19 protein-coding genes are annotated in these 17,850 nt (G+C 57.2%); 9 read left to right on the top strand and 10 right to left on the bottom strand.

What is annotated here, in order from left to right:
* The first annotated feature begins 41 nt into the window (after positions 1-41).
* Positions 42-1,088, top strand: coding sequence for a LacI family DNA-binding transcriptional regulator (locus tag AC0TNJ_RS01765; protein ID WP_122002119.1), 1,047 nt, complete (start codon positions 42-44; stop codon positions 1,086-1,088).
* On the opposite strand, the gene AC0TNJ_RS01760 is transcribed toward AC0TNJ_RS01765, so the two are convergent.
* Positions 1,051-2,001, bottom strand: a complete 951-nt coding sequence (locus AC0TNJ_RS01760) for a LysR substrate-binding domain-containing protein (RefSeq protein WP_473770032.1) — start codon at positions 1,999-2,001, stop codon at positions 1,051-1,053. The genes AC0TNJ_RS01765 and AC0TNJ_RS01760 overlap by 38 nt on opposite strands.
* Positions 2,002-2,163: 162 nt before the next feature.
* Between AC0TNJ_RS01760 and AC0TNJ_RS01755 the strand changes: the two genes are divergently transcribed.
* The 8 genes from AC0TNJ_RS01755 to AC0TNJ_RS01720 all read left to right on the top strand — a co-directional run bounded on the left by AC0TNJ_RS01755 (position 2,164) and on the right by AC0TNJ_RS01720 (position 8,536).
* Positions 2,164-2,859: an ABC transporter permease gene (locus AC0TNJ_RS01755; RefSeq protein ID WP_473770081.1), complete on the top strand. Its 696-nt coding sequence runs from the start codon at positions 2,164-2,166 to the stop codon at positions 2,857-2,859.
* Between the two features lie 2 nt (positions 2,860-2,861).
* A complete protein-coding gene (locus AC0TNJ_RS01750; RefSeq protein WP_473770031.1) occupies positions 2,862-3,581 on the top strand; it encodes an ABC transporter permease in 720 nt (239 codons plus the stop codon).
* Entirely contained in the window at positions 3,578-4,360 is a 783-nt protein-coding gene (locus AC0TNJ_RS01745; RefSeq protein ID WP_473770030.1) for an ABC transporter ATP-binding protein, read from the top strand. Before AC0TNJ_RS01750 ends, AC0TNJ_RS01745 begins: the two co-directional genes overlap by 4 nt.
* 32 nt (positions 4,361-4,392) lie before the next feature.
* A complete protein-coding gene (locus tag AC0TNJ_RS01740; RefSeq protein WP_473770029.1) occupies positions 4,393-5,220 on the top strand; it encodes a lysine/arginine/ornithine ABC transporter substrate-binding protein in 828 nt (275 codons plus the stop codon).
* Between the two features lie 62 nt (positions 5,221-5,282).
* Positions 5,283-6,407 (top strand): NAD(P)/FAD-dependent oxidoreductase, encoded by a 1,125-nt coding sequence (locus AC0TNJ_RS01735; protein ID WP_473770028.1) that lies wholly within the window; start codon positions 5,283-5,285, stop codon positions 6,405-6,407.
* Positions 6,391-6,690, top strand: coding sequence for a (2Fe-2S)-binding protein (locus AC0TNJ_RS01730; protein ID WP_473770027.1), 300 nt, complete (start codon positions 6,391-6,393; stop codon positions 6,688-6,690). Before AC0TNJ_RS01735 ends, AC0TNJ_RS01730 begins: the two co-directional genes overlap by 17 nt.
* 2 nt (positions 6,691-6,692) lie before the next feature.
* Positions 6,693-8,189, top strand: a complete 1,497-nt coding sequence (locus AC0TNJ_RS01725) for an FAD/NAD(P)-dependent oxidoreductase (RefSeq protein ID WP_473770026.1) — start codon at positions 6,693-6,695, stop codon at positions 8,187-8,189.
* A 2-nt stretch (positions 8,190-8,191) separates the two neighbouring features.
* On the top strand, positions 8,192-8,536 hold the full coding sequence (locus AC0TNJ_RS01720; protein WP_473767181.1) for a RidA family protein: 345 nt from the start codon (positions 8,192-8,194) through the stop codon (positions 8,534-8,536).
* Between the two features lie 84 nt (positions 8,537-8,620).
* Here AC0TNJ_RS01720 and AC0TNJ_RS01715 read toward each other — a convergent pair whose 3' ends face one another.
* The 9 genes from AC0TNJ_RS01715 to AC0TNJ_RS01675 all read right to left on the bottom strand — a co-directional run bounded on the left by AC0TNJ_RS01715 (position 8,621) and on the right by AC0TNJ_RS01675 (position 17,831).
* A complete protein-coding gene (locus AC0TNJ_RS01715; RefSeq protein WP_473770080.1) occupies positions 8,621-9,550 on the bottom strand; it encodes a LysR family transcriptional regulator in 930 nt (309 codons plus the stop codon).
* Positions 9,551-9,674: 124 nt separating this feature from the next.
* Entirely contained in the window at positions 9,675-11,264 is a 1,590-nt protein-coding gene (locus AC0TNJ_RS01710) for an MFS transporter (RefSeq protein ID WP_473770025.1), read from the bottom strand.
* Positions 11,261-11,677, bottom strand: coding sequence for a DoxX family protein (locus AC0TNJ_RS01705; RefSeq protein ID WP_473770024.1), 417 nt, complete (start codon positions 11,675-11,677; stop codon positions 11,261-11,263). Before AC0TNJ_RS01705 ends, AC0TNJ_RS01710 begins: the two co-directional genes overlap by 4 nt.
* 2 nt (positions 11,678-11,679) lie before the next feature.
* Positions 11,680-13,530 (bottom strand): amidohydrolase, encoded by a 1,851-nt coding sequence (locus AC0TNJ_RS01700; protein WP_473770023.1) that lies wholly within the window; start codon positions 13,528-13,530, stop codon positions 11,680-11,682.
* A gap of 143 nt (positions 13,531-13,673) precedes the next feature.
* Complete coding sequence (locus AC0TNJ_RS01695) at positions 13,674-13,925, bottom strand: DUF1427 family protein (protein WP_473770022.1); 252 nt, start codon at positions 13,923-13,925, stop codon at positions 13,674-13,676.
* 105 nt (positions 13,926-14,030) lie between these two features.
* A complete protein-coding gene (locus AC0TNJ_RS01690; RefSeq protein ID WP_473770079.1) occupies positions 14,031-14,684 on the bottom strand; it encodes a hydrolase in 654 nt (217 codons plus the stop codon).
* Between the two features lie 264 nt (positions 14,685-14,948).
* Positions 14,949-15,758, bottom strand: a complete 810-nt coding sequence (locus AC0TNJ_RS01685) for an ABC transporter permease (protein ID WP_473770021.1) — start codon at positions 15,756-15,758, stop codon at positions 14,949-14,951.
* Positions 15,755-16,627 carry an ABC transporter permease gene (locus tag AC0TNJ_RS01680; protein WP_473767187.1) on the bottom strand — a complete coding sequence of 291 codons (873 nt, stop codon included), beginning with the start codon at positions 16,625-16,627 and terminating at the stop codon, positions 15,755-15,757. The genes AC0TNJ_RS01685 and AC0TNJ_RS01680 overlap by 4 nt, the downstream gene beginning before the upstream one ends.
* A 136-nt stretch (positions 16,628-16,763) precedes the next feature.
* Entirely contained in the window at positions 16,764-17,831 is a 1,068-nt protein-coding gene (locus tag AC0TNJ_RS01675) for an ABC transporter substrate-binding protein (protein ID WP_473770020.1), read from the bottom strand.
* Positions 17,832-17,850 lie beyond the last annotated feature (19 nt).

The raw sequence follows: 17,850 nt of genomic DNA, 5'->3' as shown, positions 1-17,850 counted from the left end.
CAACGTATGGAAAAACCGAACAGCAACGACGACCAAGAGACATGGCAGAACCGATCGACAATTCGCAAGCGAAACTCAAAGGCACGAATATTACCGCTTGGGACGTTGCTCGTAAGGCAGGGGTATCTCAATCCACGGTTTCGCGAGCGCTTGCCAATAGTCAGTTGGTCTCCAAAAAAACGCGTGACCGCATTATCGCAATCGCAGAGCAGCTTGGTTATCAGGTCAATATCATGGCCCGGGGTCTGAGCACACAACGTTCGGGGTTGATCGCCGTTGTGACAGGATCGGCGCGAAATCCCTTCTATTGGGAAGTGTTGCGCCAGATCGACGAACGTCTTCAGGCCGAAGGCATGCATGTCATGCTGGTAACGGTGCGGGAGGGGGAAAGCATTGATGCTGCCATTCGCAAAGTGCACCAGTATCGTGTTGACGGACTCCTTGTCTTGTCAGCGGAGCTTTCGTCCAGGGCGATAGATGAATGCAAGGATTTCGGGCTGCCGGTTGTGTTGTTCAATCGTTATGTCGCCAGCGAAGCCGTCTCCGCGGTATCCTGCGATAATGCGGTTGCCGGGCGGGACGTGGCACAATTCCTGTATAATACCGGGCACCGGCGTTTCGGCTTTATTTCCGGCCTACAGGATAGTTCCACCAACAAGGATCGGTTCGAAGGATACAAAAGCCAGATTGCGAAACTGGGTTGCCAGCCGCCGCTCGTTGAAGTCGGCGATTTCACTTATGAGGGCGGTCGGCAGGCGGTAAAAAGGCTGCTGCTTCAGGGGGAGCGACCTGATGCAATCTTCTGCGCCAATGACATCACGGCTATCGGCGCTCTCGATGGGATCCGGATCGATCTGCGGTTGAAGGTTCCCGAAGACGTTTCCATTATCGGCTTCGACGATATTCCCATGGCTGCCTGGTCGGGTATCGATCTGACCACCATGCGGCAGCAATCTGGTCAGATGGTCGAAGCCGCGATAGAAATCCTCAAACAACGGATTGATCAGCCCGAAATGGGGCCTGAATTTCGGCTTGAACCCGGCAAGCTCATCATTCGCCAGACGGTACGTTTGGATCGGACTGCATAAGTTCGCCGGGTGATCGACCGTCAGCTTCTTCTCCGTTCAGAAGGGCGGCATGATAGGCCCAGAATTCGCGGACAAATCGCCCGGCGAGTTGATTATCGGCCCCTTGGCTACGGCGGATTGCCAGAAATCCGGCATCCACGAAGACACCGAACGGCCTGATAACGACGCCTCGTCCACGAAACTCGGTCGCGGATGACGGATCGATGATCGTAATGCCCGCGCCCTCCGATACCAGCGTCAGAGCGGTGTGGGAAAGACGTGTTTCGATTGTCGATGATCGTGGAATTCCGGCCAGTGCAACCTCGACCCGCATCGCAAACAATGTCCCCGGTTCAAGGGTAATCATCCGCTCATTGGCAAGATCGGCGGGCATGATGTTTTCCATGTTCGCCAAAGGGTGCCCGGCAGGTACGGCAACGACCGCAGCTATTGCACAGGTTTCGATCATGAAGCCCGGCCGGTCGAGCGGACCATCGGCAAAGCCCAGATCCATCTGGCCCGACGCGACGGCTTCGATGACCATCGACGATGGAATGCCATTCAGGGAGGCATGGACATTGGGGCGGTCACGCAGAAATCGCGCCAGAAAACGTGGCATGATTCCGTTGGCAAGCGCAGGCATCGCTGCAATGCGCAGCATGCCTACATTCTGACGGCTGATTTCTTCGGCAAAAGCCTTGATACGGGAAAGCCCGACATAGGCCCGTTCCACTTCCTGTAGCAGGGTCAGGGCCTCCAGCGTGGGCGTCAGCTGATTACCGCGCCGGTCGAACAGCTTCAATTTCGTGTCGATCTCGAAATCGCGGATCAGTCGGCTGACTGCCGGCTGGGTGATGGACATCAATTCGGCTGCCGCCGTCATTTTTCCGGTCAACATGACCGTTCGGAAAGCCTCTACCTGACGCAGATTCATCACTCACCATAATATTTGGTTATGCTTGACCGTTTATTTCGAATTTGACTGTATTGAAGCGCGCTGTCAAACCCTCAGAAAATGAATGTGTCGTACGGTTCAGGCCGGAAACGCACGGGAGGGAACAGACTGGTGAATGCGGTCAACGCATATCTCGACCTGATGGGGTTCGCTGATGGCGGCTGGGGCATGGATATGCTCAAGGCCACTGGCGTGACCATTTCGGTCTCATTGAGCGGTTTCGCCACGGGTGCGATTTTCGGTTGCATGGCTGCTGCCGCATCATTTTCGTCGCTGCGGGTCTTGCGTCTGCTGGCCGACGGATATGTCACGATCCTGCGCGGCATTCCCGATCTTCTGGTGATTTATCTATTCTATTTCGGCAGCAGCGCCGTGCTTAGCAAAGTCGCTGTGTTTTTCGGTTCCGAAGGCTTCGTAAGCGCCCCGGTTTTCCTCATTGGCGCTCTCGCAATCGGCGTTGTTTCGGGTGCCTATCAGGCGGAAGTCTATCGCGGTGCGGTTCTCGCCCTGTCCAGAGGCGAGATGGAAGCGGCGAAAGCATATGGAATGCCGTCCGGCCTCATGTTTCGCCGCATCATCCTGCCGCAGGCTGCCCGTTTCGCCATCCCCGGTATAGGCAATGTCTGGCAGCTTGTATTGAAGGAATCCGCTCTCATCTCGGTTGTCGGGCTGGTTGAATTGATGCGCCAGGCGCAAATCGGCTCCGGTTCGACGCGCAAGCCCTTCACCTTTTTTCTGACCGCGGCCGTCCTTTACCTGCTGATCAGTTTCGTGTCGGGCGTCCTGTTCCGTGCTGCTGAAAAACGCGCAATGCGCGGCATCCGGCGGGCGATTTGAACATGATCGATTTTCCATTCATCTATGAGTCCTTCGTCAGCATTTGCAGCGGTATTCCGCTGACCTTGCAACTGATGGCACTGTCCGTGACTGCGGGAGCGTTCCTGGCCATCGTTCTTGCGGCCATGCGGTTGTCGAACTGGGCATTGCTCGATCTTCTGGCGCGCGCCTATATCTTTGTGTTTCGCGGGACGCCGCTTCTGGTCCAGCTTTATCTCATCTATTACGGGCTCAGCCAGTTTCCCGAACTGCGCAAGAGCTTTCTGTGGCCATTTCTGCGCGAACCATATTGGTGCGCGGTGCTCGCGCTGGCGTTGAATACTGCAGCCTATAGCGCGGAAATTATCCGTGGCGGCGTTCTCTCTGTTCCCGCCGGGCAGATCGAGGCGGCGCGCGCCTACGGGATGAGCGGCCTCACCCTGATACGACGCATCATTGCGCCGCAGGCCCTGCGGCAGATGCTGCCCGCCTATTCCAACGAAGTGATCCTGATGGTGAAATCGACCGCATTGGCCTCCACCATAACGATGATGGAGGTCACGGGGCTGGCTGCAAAACTCATCTCGGCGACCTATCGCCCGGTAGAGGTCTTCATCGCGGCGGGTGCGATCTACCTTCTGCTCAACTTCACCGTCAGCCGCATATTCAAGCTGATCGAATATCGGCTTTCGGCAGCCCAGCGCCAACCGCTTTTACTGTCGGTCGCAGGAGACAAACCATGACGAACAATTCCACCACTCCTGCAGTGGAGATTACCGGACTGGAGAAAAGCTACGGCGCCCACAAGGTGTTGCATTCCATCTCCTTCAAGGCTCATCAGGGCGAGGTGATTTCCATTCTCGGGGCATCCGGTTCGGGAAAATCCACATTGCTCCGCTGCATCAATATGCTGGAGATACCCGAGGCAGGCGAGATCTCCATTCATGGAGAAGCCTACAAGCTGGCGCAGCAGCCGGGGCGTCAGCCGCGCATCGTCGATCAGAAGCAGCTGCAACGCCTCCGCTCGCAGGCGACGATGGTTTTTCAATCGTTCAATCTCTGGTCTCATCTGACGATCCTGGAAAATCTGATCGAAGCCCCTGTGCATGTGCAAAAACGCAACCGCGCCGAGTGTATCGCGGAGGCCGAAGCCCTGCTTGAGCGGGTCGGCATCGCCGACAAACGCAACTTCTATCCGGGCCACCTTTCGGGCGGTCAGCAGCAGCGTGCGGCGATTGCGCGGGCGCTCGCCATGCGTCCCAAAATCATGCTTTTCGATGAGCCTACCTCAGCGCTCGACCCGGAACTGGTGGCAGAGGTTCTGCGTGTCATGCGCGACCTTGCCGCCGAAGGCCGCACCATGCTCGTTGTGACCCATGAAATGGATTTCGCGCGCGATGTTTCCAGCAGGGTGCTGTTCCTGCGCCAAGGGTTGATCGAAGAAGACGGTCGCCCGGAGGAGGTTTTCTCGAACCCGAGAAGCGAGCGTTTCCGCCAGTTCATTTCCAGGCAGAACATCTAATACCAACAACCAACAAACACAGAGGTGAACCCATGAAATTGAAGATTGTCTTGTCTGCCGTCGGGCTTCTGGCGTCGGTCCATATGTCTCATGCCGAAGACGTTATCCGCATTGCATCAGAAGGCGCTTACGCTCCGTGGAATTTCTCCGGCCCGAACAATGTTCTGGAAGGGTTTGAAATCGATCTGGCCAAGGAACTCTGCGACCGCATGAAGGCCAAATGCGAGATTGTCGCGCAAAACTGGGACGGCATCATTCCTTCGCTGACTGCTGGCAAATACGACGCCATCATGGCTGCCATGAGCATCACGCCCAAGCGTGAAGAGGTGATCGCATTCTCCGCGCCCTATGCCGCCGCAATCAATTCCTTTGCGGTGATGGACGATAGCGATCTGGCCGACCTGCCGGAACAGGGCAAGCCAATCTCCGTCGATTCCGACGCGGCCAAGCCTGTGTTGGAGGAAATCGCCAAGAAAATCGAGGGTAAGACGGTTGGCGTCCAGGGTGCGACGACGGCATCTGCCTTCATGGAGCAGTACTTCAAGAACGGCGCCAGCGTACGCGAATACAAGACCACTGAAGAGCACAACTTCGATCTGACAAGCGGTCGCCTCGATGCCGTCGTAGCCAATGCTACCGTTCTGGCCGCGGCTCTTGAGAAAGAGGACATGAAGGGCGTCAAGCTCGCCGGTCCGCTTTTCTCAGGCAAGGTGTTTGGCATGATCGGCGTCGGTTTACGCAAGGACGACACCGCTCTCAAGGCGCGTTTCGATGAAGCAATTACCGCTGCGGTCAAGGACGGCACGGTGAAGAAACTGTCGGTGAAGTGGTTCAAGGTGGATGTAAGCCCGCAAGATTAAGACAGCGCCGACCCGTCGATATCATCGGCGGGTCGTGCCCGCAGGCATACGGAACGGGAAGCATGCGCAGACTGCCAGATCAGGACATCGTCATTATCGGAGCCGGGCTCGTCGGCGCTGCCATTGCATGGGGCCTGGCCCGACTGGGCCATCGCCCGATGTTGCTTGATGGCGAAGACCTTGCGTTACGGGCATCACGCGCAAATTTTGCGTTGGTCTGGGTTCAGGGCAAGGGGTTGGGAGCCCCCCAGTATGCGCGCTGGACAATGCAATCGGCCCGGTCATGGCCGATATTTGCCGCCGCCTTGCGGGAAACATCCGGTGTGGACGTTGCCTTGCGGCAAAATGGAGCGTTCAGCTTTGCATTGGATCAGGCTGAGCTCGGCCGCTTGCGTGACGAAGTGGAAACCGTAGCGCGCGAGCTGGGCAGCGATGCCCCTGAACACGTTATTCTAGATCATGCCGAAACCGCCAGGATGGTGCCTGCCATCGGACGTGATGTCATCGGCTCCATCTACTCGCCTCTCGATGGCGACGTGAATTCGCTTCGTCTGTTCAACGCATTGCATATCGGCATGCTTAATCTCGGTGCGCGCTATGAACCGCATTGCGACGTTGAAGAAATCCATCCGGTGTCCGGCGGCGGGTTTCTCCTGAAGGGCCGATGGGGCGAAGTTTTCGCCAGCCGTATCGTTTTGTCTGCCGGTGTCGGCAACAGCAAGCTGGCTGCCATGGTCGGCATTTCTGCTCCGTTGGTGCGCAGCAAGGGCCAGATCCTGGTGACAGAAAAATGCCAGCCCTTTTTCCCGTATACGGCGGCCACGCTCCGCCAGACCGATGAGGGTGGCGTCATGATCGGTGACAGCCAGGAAACCGCGACGGATTCCATCGCAACCAATCAGGAGATCAGCGCGGTTCTCGCTGATCGTGCGATACGTACATTTCCCTGTCTGAGCGGGGTTAACGTCGTGCGCAGTTGGGCAGGCTTTCGCGTCAAGACGCTCGACGGGCTTCCCATCTATGAGCAGTCCGCAACCTGTCCCGGCGCATATGTGGCCATGTGCCATTCCGGCGTCACCTTGGCTGCGAACCACGCGCTGATTATCGCCAATGAAATTGCCAGCCAACAGGACAAGCTTGCCGACAACGCATTTTCAGGCCGGAGGTTTCATGTTTCGGAAAACTGATACGGCGCAGGAGACCGTCACCATAACATTCGATGGAAATCCCTTGCAGGTCGAAGCCAGCCAGACTGTTGCCGCAGCACTTCTGGGACATGGCATAAGCACGTTTCGCACCAGCGTTGTCGGTAATCAACCGCGTGGCCCTTATTGCCTGATGGGCGTTTGTTTCGAATGTCTGGTCGCCATCGACGGTATCCAGAACCGACAGGCCTGCATGACGCTGGTGCGCGAAGGCATGTCTGTGTCATCGCAACATGGTGCCCGCGCGGCGCAAGAAGGTCGCTGACAATGGCGCTCACGAAAATCGACGATCTTCAATCGCTTCATATGCGATACGACCTCGCCATAATCGGCGCCGGTCCTGCTGGAATGGCCGCTGCCACAGAAGCTTCTGCCATTGGCGTGCGCGTCGTGCTTTTCGACGAAAATCCGGCCATGGGCGGCCAAATATATCGCGCGATCGAAACCAATACGCCGGCAAAACGCGCTTTCCTTGGCAAGGACTACTGGAAGGGCAAGGAAGTTCTGGGCGCATTTTTCGCAAGTGATGCAACTTATGTGCCGCAGTCGCTGGTGTGGAGTGTCGAGCAGCAGCAAGCGGAAGACGGCCCACTCGTCGAGCTGCGGATTTCGGCGTCGGGGCAAAGCCGGATCATTCATGCGCGGCGGGTGATCTTCGCAACCGGTGCCATGGAACGCCCCATGCCTCTGAAAGGCTGGACATTGCCGGGTGTGATGACGATTGGTGCTGCCCAGATTGCATTGAAATCATCCAGTCTGATACCGACTGGCCGTGTTGTGCTGGCCGGCACTGGCCCGCTGCTCTATCTCTTTGCAGCGCAATTGCTGGAAGCGGGCGGGACGCTTTCAGCCATACTTGACACGACACCACGACAAAACTGGATCAGGGCAGTTCCCCACCTGCCTTCATTCCTGCTGTCGCCTTACCTGTTGAAGGGTCTGTCACTGTTGCGCAAGGTGCGGCGGTCGGTTCCCGTTTTTTCTGGCGTCGAAACAATTGAGATTCTTGGTGAAGGTCGCGCCAGCGCCATTCGCTTTGCGGCCAAAGGTCGGACAGAGGAAATCGATGTTGATGGCGTCTTTCTGCATCAAGGCGTTATCCCCAATAACAGTCTGGCCAATGCGACTGGCTGCACCATTGTCTGGAATGACGCGCAGAAATGTTTTGAGCCCGAATTGAGCCCGGAAGGGCGCGCCTCGCTCGCGGCGATCTTCATTGCCGGTGATGGTGGTGGCATTGGTGGTGCGCTTGTGGCGGAAGTCGGAGGGCGTATTGCCGCCCTGGCCGCATGCATGGATATTGTTCCTGAAAAAGCGTCCCGTATCGAAGCTGCACTGACAAGACATAAGCGGGAGCGCAAGGCGCTGCTTCGCGGACGTTCATTCATTGATGCCCTCTACCAGCCAGCGCTCTCGTTTCGCGTGCCAGTTGATCGTGCGACGATTGTATGTCGATGTGAAGAGGTCACAGCGGGCGCCATCCAGGACGCTGCCCAGCGCAATGTGATCGGACCCAATCAGCTGAAGACCATGCTGCGCTGCGGCATGGGGCCGTGCCAGGGGCGTATGTGCACTGCGACGGTGACGGAAATTCTTGCGGCCGTACAGCAACGCAACCCGGCGGATGTCGGCACCTATCGGCTGCGCGCGCCGATAAAACCTGTGCCTCTGCGCGAAATCGCGGCTCTTCCTCAGACACCCGATGCTGTTTACGCCGTTACCGGCGAGCGCCCGGATGAAACACAACCCACCGAAAGGATATGAAAATGGCTGAACGTTATCTGCGCACCCCTATCATGCATCGCGTTGTCGAACGCAACGGCATCGTCTATGTCGGTGGCACCACATGCGACGATGAAAGCCTTGATATGGCAGGACAGACGCGCGAGATCCTTGCCAAGATCGATCACTATCTGGCCGAAGCGGGCAGCGACAAGACGAAGCTTTTGACCGCGACGATTTTTGTCACTGATCTGGGAAAGAAGCCGGAAATGGATGCCGTGTGGAAGGCTTGGGTCGGTCCCGAAGACCTTCCGACCCGCGCCACGGTTGGCGTCGCCGATCTGGGTGGCGATACCATGATCGAGATTGTTGTTTCCGCATTCAAATGATCATCGGCGCTAGGGAAACAGGTCCACATTGAGAAGTTGGAGCGCGTTTCGATCTGATCGGATCGCGCTCTAACCGGAACCGATCTATATATCCGCGAAGCCTTCTTCTTCGATGTCATTGGCACCGAGCGCTACGAAGCGGTCCAGAAGCCAGGAAGCGGCGGGGCCGGGAGGTGCGTCGCGGGGCCAGATGCCACCAAAGCGATAGATGCCGCCTTTGTAATCCGGCATGGCCAGCCGTCTCAGGGTGCCGTTTTTCAGGTCGGAGCGTACATGCGGCAAAGGCATGTTCCCCCATCCGATCCCCTCCCTTAAGAGCGCATGTTTGGCACCCAGATCAGCAATGCGCCATGTTCGCGGACTGAGGACAGCAAAATCCTGTCCTTCCGTCAGATGGGACCTATCGGTCAGCACAAGTTGTACATGATTGCGGGCTTCGCCGGGTGCAATGCGCTCCATCATGCCAAGAGGATGACCGGGTGCCGCGACCGGAGCCATAAGAACGGAGCCGGCTGCAATGCACTCGACGCCCTGGACACGCGCCGCCAGCGGACCGGAGATGCCAATTGCCGCCCTGCGGTCCAGCACCATTGCCGTAACGGCTCCCAGTGCTTCCACGTGCAGGCGCAGCGATACGGTGGGGAAAGTATCGGCAAAGGCGCGCAGTACCTCGCTTAGGCGTTCAGTCGGCATCATGACGTCCACCGCCATATCCACCTCTGCCTCCAGGCCGCTGAGCAATCCCTTCACTTTAGCCCTGAGACTGTCCATTCCATGCGCCAGCCCGCGCGCTTCGGCGAGCACGGCCCGGCCTGCGGCAGTGAGCTGCGGTTTGCGCGTGCCCTGCCGCTCGAACAGTTTGAGATCGAGCTGTGCTTCCAGATTGGCAACGGCATAGCTGATCACGGATACGGCACGATTAAGCTTGCGGGCTGCTCCAGCAAAGCTGCCTGTATCAACGACGGTGAGGAAAATCCGCAATTGCTCGAATGTTGGCGTGCCGGGGTTCATCAGCCTGTTGCTCTTTTCATACCATATATCGATTATGAATGGCTCCGAATTGGGAGCCATTCACGCTTCATGCAAACGCATCATATCAGACTGTTGTGAAAGTGTGCGTTTCGGAGAGGTCACCTAATCAGGACGGCCTGAGCAGGTGCCGCACGACAGGTGGATGTTCACCCATGTGATATGCATTGATCAGGTTCTGATCAACTTGATCGGCGTGGGTGACCCGGGCGTGCTGGCGCTGATGTTCCACCCAGCTTTCGACAACGAAACTTTCCAGTATCCTGCCAGGTTGAGCAATATCCTCCCATACATCCCAGCGGATGGCGCCATCGCGTTGGCGCACAGACCGGAACCGGCGCAGGGCGGTGATGAATTCGTCCTGTTGTTCCGGTGCGACCAGATATTCGATTTCGACGAGAACCGGACCGCGATCGTCACCCGGCTGCACCGATACGACCGGTTCCGCCCAATGGTTGGAAGGAGCAAGGTCGACGCCTGTATCTTTGGGAAGCCGCCAGATCGAGGCCAGCAACAACCCCACAACATTGCCGACGGCGGCGATAATGAGCGCTGTAGAGACATCCGTCCGGGCTGCGATCGCCCCCCAAATGATGCTGCCGCCAGTCATTGCTCCCTGAAAAACCAGCAGATAGACGGCGAGCGCACGTGCTTTCACCCAACCGGGGGAGGCCATTTGCGCAGCGACATTGAGAGACGTCAGCATGCCGATCCAGGCGAGGCCTGCGACGAACATGACGGCTCCGCCGAACCATGCATTTGGCGCCAGACCAAGCGCAGCCGTTGCGACGGCAAACAATATGGTCGCACCGATGGATGTGGTATTGGCTGGAATCTGCTTGCGCAGCCGTTTCAACAGAAGGGCACCAACGACCGCCCCGGCGCCCATACAAGCCAGAAGTGCGCCATACCCGGCTGCGTCGAGGCCGAGGCCGCGCCGGGCCACCAGCGGCAGCATTGCCCAGAGGGCACTGCCGAATGCAAAGAAGCCAACCGCGCGGATGAGTACCAGCCGCAGGGCAGGCGAATGACGGGCATAACGATAGCCAGCTTTCAGAGCGCCGAAAAAATGCTCCGGAGGAAGCGTATGCACGGTGGCGGAACGTTGCCACCGAAACAGGACAAACAACACTGCGGTGACCGACAAGGCGTTGAGCGCAAAGACTGCGGGCGTGCCAGCGAGCGCCACGATCACGCCGCCGAGAGCCGGTCCGATGGCACGTGCGATATTGACGCCAAGGCTGTTGAGCGCCACAGCATCGGGAAGCGCAGTCTTGTCGACCAGTTCAGGAACGATAGCCTGAAACACCGGGGCACTGAGCGCAGCCGCAACACCCAAAACGAATGTGGCGGTGAGAAGCACATAAGGCGTAGTCAGTCCTTGCCATGTCGTTACCGACAGGATTGCTGCGGCAACCAGGCCAAGCACTTGTGCTGCAAGCAGCATTCGTCGCCGGTCGATGATGTCGGCCAGGGCGCCTGCTGGCAATGCCAGCAGGAACATCGGCAACGTGGTCGCGGCCTGTACCAGCGCCACCAACAGAGGGCTGGGGGAGAGGGATGTCATCAGCCAGCCCGCGCCAACGTCGTGCATCCATGTGCCGACGTTGGAAATGATTGTGGCAATCCACAACGCCCGGAATACCGGAAAGCTTAAAGGACTTTTCGCGCCCGCTGCTGCAGAGTCCGACACGGTCATGTCCTTTCCTTCCTGTTGAAGAGCACAGCCACCACGATAAATCCGCCGATCAATCCGACATGTTCAAGGAAGGTATTGCGCTCATGAAACCGTGCAATCGGATCGTCGATCCGCCAGAATGGGTGGCCGATGAGAGTTGCCAGTGCCGTGAACACGCCGAGCGCGCCTGCACCCAGCCACGCTTGTCGGCCGAATATGATCAGCGCTGATCCACCAATCTGGACGATGATTGTCGCAATCGCTACCAGCCATGCCGGAGTGAGCCCGAAATGACTGGCTTCGGCAAGCGCGCCATTGAAGTCAAAAAGCTTGGCGATACCACTCGTCCAGTACGGAAGAGTGAGCAATACGGTTGCGAGCCTGGTGAGCCATTCCGCGTCGAGCAGCGAAGCTATTGAAGCCGGTGTTTTCATGATTACACCGCCCAGCAACCGCAGCCAAGCACGCCCCAGAAGGTTCTGGCGTCACCCGTCGGAAGATTGGCGCCGAGCGCTGCGGCGTGATCATGCCCATGTACAGCGCAATTATTGGCGCAACCACAATGCAGCGACAGCTTGGCGCGCGCCTCGGGCGTCTTGTGATAGCCGCCAAAGGTGGCAACCGGGGACCAATCCGGCATCGGCTTGGGAAGTTGCGGGGCTAGTGGCGCATAGTCGCCCTCACCGTGAACAACCTTGCCGCCGAGAATGGTCAATACCGAACGCAGATGCACGATTTCATCTTCGGGGACGGAGAAATAGTCGTCGGATAGCACCGCAAGATCGGCAAGCTGCCCTGTTTTGATCAAGCCTTTCTTGCCCTGTTCGTTGGAGAACCAGGTATTGGCTTCGGTCCATAATCTCAGGGCCGTCTCCCTATCAAGCCGGTTGGCCTGCGGGTAGAGTCGCGTTCCCCCGACGGTCTTCGACGTGACCAACCAGGATAGTGATACCCACGGATTATAGCTCGCTACGCGGGTGGCGTCGGTGCCAGCGCCCAGAGGGACGCCTGCTTCCATGATGCGGCGTATGGGTGGTGTGCGCTCGGCAGCCTTCGCTCCATATTGCTCGATAAAATATTCACCCTGATACGCCATGCGATGCTGGACGGCGATGCCGCCGCCAAGGGCCGCGATACGGTCGATATTGCGGTCACTGATTGTTTCGGCATGGTCAAAGAACCAGTTGATGCCCGATAGGGGGATATCGCGATTCACCTTCTCGAACACATCCAGCGCCCTGTCGATGGTCTGATCGTAGGTTGCGTGCAGGCGCCATGGCCATTTGTGTTCTGCCAGCAGCCGGATGACTGGCTCGAGGTCGGTTTCCATATTGGCTGGCATTTCCGGGCGCTCGGCGCGGAAATCTTCGAAATCGGCCGCTGAATAAACCAGCATTTCACCTGCGCCATTGTGACGGTAGCTGTCGTCGCCGTGGCCAGGCGAAACCTGCTTCACCCAGGACGAAAAGTCGGCAAGTTCTTCTTTTGGTTTCTGCGTGAAGAGATTGTAGCTGATGCGGACGGTCAATTGACCGTCTTGATGCAGCTTCTCGATGATCTGATAGTCGTCGGGATAGTTCTGAAAGCCGCCACCGGCGTCGATCACACTGGTAACTCCAAGCGCGTTGATCTCGCGCATGAAATGCCGTGTCGAATTGATCTGGTAATCAGAAGGCAGCTTCGGCCCCTTGGCGAGCGTGGAGTAGAGGATCGTTGCATTGGGCTGCGCAAGCAAGAGCCCTGTCGGATTACCGGCAGCATCCCGTACGATTTCGCCGCCTGGCGGGTTGGGTGTGTTTCTGTCGTAACCGACAACGCGCAATGCAGCCGCGTTCAGCAGAGCTCGGTCATAAAGGTGCAGGATGAAGACCGGAGTGTCGGGCGCAACGGCATTCAGTTCCTCGATGGTGGGAAGGCGCTTTTCGGCGAATTGATGCTCGGTGAAACCGCCAACCACCCGCACCCATTGTGGCGCAGGCGTGCGAGCTACCTGTTCTTTCAGCATCGCCATGGCGTCGGCCAGGCTCGGCACGCCATCCCAGCGCAACTCCATATTATAGTTCAGTCCGCCACGGATGACGTGCGTGTGGCTGTCGATTAGCCCCGGAATGACACGTCGGCCCTTGACGTCGACAATCGTCGCATCGGGCGCAGCCGCGCGGGCTTCCGCCTCCGAGCCTGCCAGAAGAAAGCGACCATCGCGGATGGCAATCGCCTCTGCTGTCGGGTTCTGGCGGTCCAGCGTCGTTACCTTGGCATTGACGAGGATTAAGTCCTGCTTACTCATTGTAGCCTCCTTGGCATGGCCACGAAATGGCGAGGAAAGCACCGCTACAGCGGCGTTTGGAGCGGTTCCTGCTTATCCGCATTATCCTGCGTAGAACCGTTTCACACTTTTGCTGGAAATGCTCTAGTTGCGTGTGAAGCGGATCATGAGGGTTCCTTTGTGCGATTGTCTGGCAACGATCCCAATATATGTTCGCTGCACTCGCCCTTGACGAAAGACGCCACTTCCTGCCCCGCTATCGCGCGTTTGGCGAGCGGCACGATCTGCTCGCCAAGCAGCATGCCGAGCAGGCCGATCAGCGCGACCACCGGCGGAGCAGGGGAGCGGACGCCGAGCAGACTATAAATCACGCCAACCAGAAGGCCTGTACCGAGTGAGAGTACATACATTTTCATGCTGCATCTCCTTTCCGTCGCTTTTCGGCAGATTTAATGGAACCAGAAAGAAGTCTCGCCACAGTTGAGCCGTTCTCGTGGCACGACTTTTGAAGTTTAGCACATTCAATGGGCGCCTTCGGACGCTCCAAACATTTGCTTGGCATAGTTCAGGCCGATGCCATAGGCGCCGCCCCATTTGGTTGCGATACCCGTGGTGAGGCCATAGGTATCGGCGCGTGCCCAATCGCGCTGAAGCTCAAGCAGATATTGCAGCGACGTCATCGGACGCGCACCGGCCTGCACCATGCGCTCTACCGCGCGTTCATGCGCTTCGGGCGATATATCGCCGCTGGCGTCGGTGATGACATAGGCTTCGAAGCCTTGATCGAGCGCGGACAGCACCGGGCCGACGATGCAGACGGAAGTCCACAGACCGGCAAAAACAATCCGCTCTTTGCCGATCCGGTTCACTTCCTTGATCACGGCGGCATCTTCCCAGGTGTTCATCGAGGTGCGGTCAAGAAGCTTGTGGCCCGGAAAAGCGCTGGTAATTTCTTCGAACATCGGACCCGAAAAGCTCTTCTCGGCGACAGTGGTCAGAATGGTCGGAACCTTGAAACCCGCCGCGGCCTGCGAGATCAGGGCTGCATTGTTGCGCAGGATTTCCGGTTCGATCGACTTGGTTGCAAATGCCATCTGTGACTGGAAATCGATAAGAAGGAGGGCGTGATCGGTGGGGGAAAGCAACAATTTTCCGGGGGTAGGGGTCGCTGTGATGCTCATGGCAGGTCTCCTCGTGGCGAATAATTGGGCAAGCGCTCCGGTTGCCGCGATCTAACTTTCGCAGAGGGCCTCAAATATTGTTAGACGTATAATTTAATCCAATTTGTTCAAGAAAATAGAAAAGTAGTGTTCGGGATATATCCGGATTTTGGGGGGCACCACGGCTTCGAGGATTGCCGCATGATTTCTCAGCCGCAATGACTGGCTCCCTTCTCGGAATGTAAACGGGGTGATGACCCCGCTTACATGCTTTCCGATTCACGCACCCGACGCTGGAGCGGCACCCGTCAGCTTTTTTCTGCGATAATATTCTGCAGGTAGAATGCAGACGAACGTAAAGACGATCAGGAACGATGCGATTGCGGTCAGTGCCGGCGTCAACTCGTATTTCAAATTGGCCCAGATCATCATCGGCAGAGTTTCCTTCCCGCCCATGATAAACAGCGCGACAATCAAGTCGTCGAAGGAGATGAAGAACGAAAAAACGGCTGATGAAATGATCGCGGGGCGGATCGCCGGCAATGTCACAAGCCAGAAGGCCTGCGTCGGCCCGGCGCCCAAAATTCTGGCGGCACGCTCCAGTCCTTCACCATTTTGGCGGATCGCCGCCATCACAATGATGATGACGAGCGGAAGCGCCATGGTGGCATGAGCGAGAACCAGAACCCACCATTGGCCATAGAGTCCCAACCGGCCAATGAGCAGCAATATGCCCAGCGCAAGAATGATATGGGGTACAAGCTGCGGACCAAAGGACGTTATGGAAACGAATTTCGTGGATAGGGATGGCCGCCGAACGATCGTGATTGCCGCCAATGTGCCGATCACGACAGCCAGCAGCGTGGAAAGCACGGCAATCCACAAGCTCAGCAAAGTCGCATTTGTCCAGCTTGGATGAGTGAAGACAAACGAATACCACCGGAATGAGAACGAGGTGGGCGGAAATGACAGAAACTCACTATCGCTGAACGAGATTGCGATGATGATGGCAATCGGGAAAAGCATGAATATCAATGCCGCCCCTAGGAAGGTGCGTCCCAGAAGGTTGGGTGCGTCGATCTTTTTCACTTCATTCCCCCTTGGTAATTCTTCGGCAGAACCGTCCGGATAATTGCGACGACGGGCAGTAGGACGATCAATGCGGAGCCGATCAGAACGATCGCGAGCACAGCTGCATAATTCCATTGCAAGGTCTGGGTGACTTGCGTGGAAATGACATTGGCAACAAGACTGTCATCGGGACCGCCCACGAGAGCAGGGGTCACGAAATAGCCCAGCGAGAACACGAATACGAGGATTGCCCCATTGATCGCCCCGACTGCGGTCAAGGGGAGAAACACCGAGAAAAATGCCTTTATTCTGCTGGCTCCCATCACGCGGGCTGCGCGAACGATGGTCGTGTCGATGGACGACATGGCGCTGAAGCTGCTCAGAATTACAATCGGCAGGAGAATCTGCGTCATCGTCAGATAAACGGCTCCACGGGTGAACAGCATCCGCAACGGTTCCTGGATGATCGCGGCGTCGAGCAATACGCGGTTGATCAGCCCTTCGCGTCCAATGAGAACCATCCAGGCATAAGTCCTGACCAGAACGCTCAACCACATCGGCGTAATGATTGCGAGAAGAACGAATGTGCGCAGGCCGGAACGCAGCTTGTAAACCTGCAAGGCAATGAGATAGCCGAGAATGAGGCAGGAGATCGCAACGACTGCGGCAACCAGAAATGTTCGTAATAACAGCTGTACGTAAACGCCAGCCGTCAGCACATCCGAGAAATTGAACAGACTTGCACCATACCCCTGTTCGTCCGCGACGCTCCAGCGCAATACCTCCCACATTGGCACGATGAAGAAGACCGCCAGCAATGCAATGGATGGCCATAACAACGCTGACGAGCGTCCTGCGCCGGATACCGGCCTCGATAGCTTAAGCATTTTTCATTTCCCAAGATGCGCTTTGAGCCGCCGGAGTGGTTTCGGGTAACCGGGATTCTAGAAACCACTCCAGCTCTTTGTTTTTATGCGCTTTCTAACTCAATGGAGCTTTGCGCTTTTGTTGGAATCGCGCCGATTACTTGCCAGCCAGGCGCCAGCGATCCCATGCACGCTGTATCTCGGTCCGGTGATCCGCCCAGAACTGTCCGTCAAAAACAAACTGTGCCTTCAGGTTTTCCGGATAAGTCGGCAGTTCTTTTCTGAGTTCCTCCGGTAATTGGTCCATCAGGCCCGGTGCGAAACCGGGGTAAGGCAAAAGCTTGGTCAGCTCTGCACCGCGCTTCGCATCGTTCCAGCAATATTTCAGCCACTCGTGCGCCTCTTTCACATGCTTGGAACCCTTGAGAATGGAGTGGTATCCGGGAACGATGGCTCCACCGTTCCAGACGATCTTGACGGGAACGCCCTCACGCTGAAGCGGCGCGACGCGTCCGTTCCAGGCCGTGGCATAATAGACCTCGCCGCTGGCCAGAAGCTGCAAGGGCTGTTGGCCAGATGTCCACCAGACTGCGATATTGGGACGGATTTCACCAAGTTTGTTCAGGGCGCGGTCCACGCCTTCCTTGGTCGCGAGCTGCTTGTAAATCTGGTCTGCTGGCACTCCATCGGCCAGAAGCGCAAACTCCAGATTCTTGATCGGAGTATCATGCAGGCTGCGCGGTCCCGGGAATGTTTTGGTATCCCAGAAATCCGCCCACGAGGACATTTGTTTGCCCTCTGGCTGCTTGTCGGTGCGCACAACAATGGTTTCCGAGTAGGAGTTGATGCCCACGCCATATGGTTGTCGTGCGACATCGGGCAACTTGTGCTCAGGGTCGATCAGATCCCAGTCGATTTTCTCCAGCCAGCCGTTCTCTGCGGCAACCGGCAGCGTTTCAGCCGAGGTATTCGAAATGTCCCAGATCACATTCCCGGTAAGCATCTGGGCGCGGATCTGTGGCGTGGAATCGTCGGTGTTCGCTGGCTGAATGACAATGCCAGTTTCCTTGGTGAACGGGTCATCGCACACCTTGCGAAGCGCTTCACCAAACGAGCCGCCAGCAGAGGCGCGAACAATCGTTTTGGCATCCTGTGCCTGCGCATAAGTGAATGTCATGAACAGACATAGAATGGTGGTGCCGAATTTGCTTTTGTTGATTTTCATTTTACTCTCCCATTTTATC

The organism is Ochrobactrum sp. PL_is483 (assembly GCF_055816855.1).
Note: the sequence above shows the minus strand (reverse complement) of the source record. Positions and strands in the feature narration are given on the sequence as shown.

Excerpts from the sequence above, each read along its gene's own strand:
- AC0TNJ_RS01705 (WP_473770024.1), bottom strand. The coding sequence starts at position 11,677 with ATGAAAACACCGGCTTCAATAGCTTCGCTGCTCGACGCGGAATGGCTC.
- AC0TNJ_RS01720 (WP_473767181.1), top strand. The coding sequence starts at position 8,192 with ATGGCTGAACGTTATCTGCGCACCCCTATCATGCATCGCGTTGTCGAA.
- AC0TNJ_RS01735 (WP_473770028.1), top strand. The coding sequence starts at position 5,283 with ATGCGCAGACTGCCAGATCAGGACATCGTCATTATCGGAGCCGGGCTC.
- AC0TNJ_RS01675 (WP_473770020.1), bottom strand. The coding sequence starts at position 17,831 with ATGAAAATCAACAAAAGCAAATTCGGCACCACCATTCTATGTCTGTTC.
- AC0TNJ_RS01760 (WP_473770032.1), bottom strand. The coding sequence starts at position 2,001 with ATGAATCTGCGTCAGGTAGAGGCTTTCCGAACGGTCATGTTGACCGGA.
- AC0TNJ_RS01680 (WP_473767187.1), bottom strand. The coding sequence starts at position 16,627 with ATGCTTAAGCTATCGAGGCCGGTATCCGGCGCAGGACGCTCGTCAGCG.
- AC0TNJ_RS01740 (WP_473770029.1), top strand. The coding sequence starts at position 4,393 with ATGAAATTGAAGATTGTCTTGTCTGCCGTCGGGCTTCTGGCGTCGGTC.
- AC0TNJ_RS01730 (WP_473770027.1), top strand. The coding sequence starts at position 6,391 with ATGTTTCGGAAAACTGATACGGCGCAGGAGACCGTCACCATAACATTC.
- AC0TNJ_RS01710 (WP_473770025.1), bottom strand. The coding sequence starts at position 11,264 with ATGACCGTGTCGGACTCTGCAGCAGCGGGCGCGAAAAGTCCTTTAAGC.
- AC0TNJ_RS01725 (WP_473770026.1), top strand. The coding sequence starts at position 6,693 with ATGGCGCTCACGAAAATCGACGATCTTCAATCGCTTCATATGCGATAC.
- AC0TNJ_RS01695 (WP_473770022.1), bottom strand. The coding sequence starts at position 13,925 with ATGAAAATGTATGTACTCTCACTCGGTACAGGCCTTCTGGTTGGCGTG.
- AC0TNJ_RS01745 (WP_473770030.1), top strand. The coding sequence starts at position 3,578 with ATGACGAACAATTCCACCACTCCTGCAGTGGAGATTACCGGACTGGAG.
- AC0TNJ_RS01700 (WP_473770023.1), bottom strand. The coding sequence starts at position 13,530 with ATGAGTAAGCAGGACTTAATCCTCGTCAATGCCAAGGTAACGACGCTG.
- AC0TNJ_RS01750 (WP_473770031.1), top strand. The coding sequence starts at position 2,862 with ATGATCGATTTTCCATTCATCTATGAGTCCTTCGTCAGCATTTGCAGC.
- AC0TNJ_RS01765 (WP_122002119.1), top strand. The coding sequence starts at position 42 with ATGGCAGAACCGATCGACAATTCGCAAGCGAAACTCAAAGGCACGAAT.
- AC0TNJ_RS01755 (WP_473770081.1), top strand. The coding sequence starts at position 2,164 with ATGGGGTTCGCTGATGGCGGCTGGGGCATGGATATGCTCAAGGCCACT.